This window comes from Streptomyces sp. NPDC087440, assembly GCF_044744005.1.
GTDB lineage: Bacteria > Actinomycetota > Actinomycetes > Streptomycetales > Streptomycetaceae > Streptomyces.
In genome coordinates this window covers 1-1,570 of sequence record NZ_JBIUXN010000059.1, presented here as the reverse complement: position 1 = coordinate 1,570, position 1,570 = coordinate 1, and the positions used below count along the sequence as shown (strand labels likewise).

1 protein-coding gene is annotated in these 1,570 nt (G+C 67.1%); it reads left to right on the top strand.

Annotated elements, in window-relative coordinates; all coding sequences use genetic code 11:
- Positions 1-162: 162 nt before the first annotated feature.
- Positions 163-1,389 (top strand): IS701 family transposase, encoded by a 1,227-nt coding sequence (locus ACIO3O_RS42710; protein WP_401756446.1) that lies wholly within the window; start codon positions 163-165, stop codon positions 1,387-1,389.
- Positions 1,390-1,570 lie beyond the last annotated feature (181 nt).

Sequence of the window (1,570 nt, the reverse complement as noted above, 5' to 3'; positions counted from 1 at the left end):
CTAGTACTCCAGCCGGACTTTGATGTACTGCCTGGTCAACGGCTTGGGTGTGGGGAGTGTAGCGGGGCGGTGCCGAGTGCGGGATGGGTTTGCGAGGCCCGTCCCGCGAACGAGTGCCCGCGCCGTGTGTAGTGACATCGGGCTGGACAGCCAATCGATGTGATTGACGACGTACCCGCCAACGAGTGGGAACAGGAACTGGAAGAGCTCTTCCTGCAGGTCGGGCATCGTTTCTCGCGTGTCGAGCCGAGGCGCCGGATGCGGGACTACGTCCGTGGTCTGCTCGGCCCGGTGGGCCGCAAGAACTCCTGGCAACTGGCCGAGTTCGCCGGGCACTCCACGCCGGACGGACTGCAGCACCTGTTGGCGAAAAGCCAGTGGGAGGCCGACGAGATCCGCGATGACCTGCAGAGTTACGTCGCCGAGCACCTCGGGGCCAAAGACGGTGTCCTGATCATCGACGACACCGGGTTCGTCAAGAAAGGCATCACGTCAGCCGGGGTGCAACGGCAGTACTCCGGCACTGCCGGCCGCACCGAGAACTGCCAGATCGGCGTCTTCGCCGCCTACGCCACCACCCGCGGTCACGCCCTGGTCGACCGCGAGCTCTACCTGCCCAAGTCCTGGACCGACGACGCAGAGCGCTGCCGCACTGCCAAGATCCCCATCGAGCGCGGCTTCGCGACGAAGAACGACCTGGCCCGCACCATGGTCCTGCGGGCACTTGCCTCCCCGCTGCCTGTCACCTGGGTCGCCGCCGATGCCGCCTACGGGCAGGACTCCCGCTTCCGCCGCTTCCTGGAAGACACCGGCCTGTCCTACGTCATGGCCGTGCCCAAGTCCCAGCAGGTCCACGGCCCCCGCATCGACCACCTCATCGGCCAGGCTCCGGCCGAAGCATGGCAGCGGCTCTCCTGCGGCGACGGCGCGAAAGGGCCACGAATTTACGACTGGGCCGCCGCCCGGCTGCCGGCTGTCTGGGAGTTCGACGGTGACGAGCCCACCCGCCAGCGATGGATGCTTGCCCGCCGCAGCATCACGAAACCGGACGAGCTCGCCTACTTCCTGGCTTCGGCACCCCTGCAGGCCACCCTCGCCGACCTCGTGCAGATCGCCGGCTGCCGCTGGAAGATCGAGGAGTGCTTCCAGAGTGCGAAGAACGAATGCGGCCTCGACCAGTACGAAGTCCGCCGCTACACCGGCTGGCACCGGCACGTCACCCTCGCCATGCTCGCCCACGCGTTCCTGGCCGTCACCGCCGCCCACGCGAGGGAAAAGGGGGACGCGAACGAGACACACCCGACCTCGTGGACCTCACACCAGCCGAGATTCGCCGTCTGCTGGCAGCTGCCCACCGACATCCTGCTGCATGGGGCGACCACTCGATGAACTGGTCACGATGGCGCCGCCGACACCAGGCCAGAGCACGCCGATGTCACTACACACGGCGCGGGCACTCGTTCGCGGGACGGGCCTCGCAAACCCGTCCCGCACTCGGCACCACCCCGCTACACTCCCCACACCCAAGCCGTTGACCAGGCAGTACATCAAAGTCCGGCTGGAGTACTAG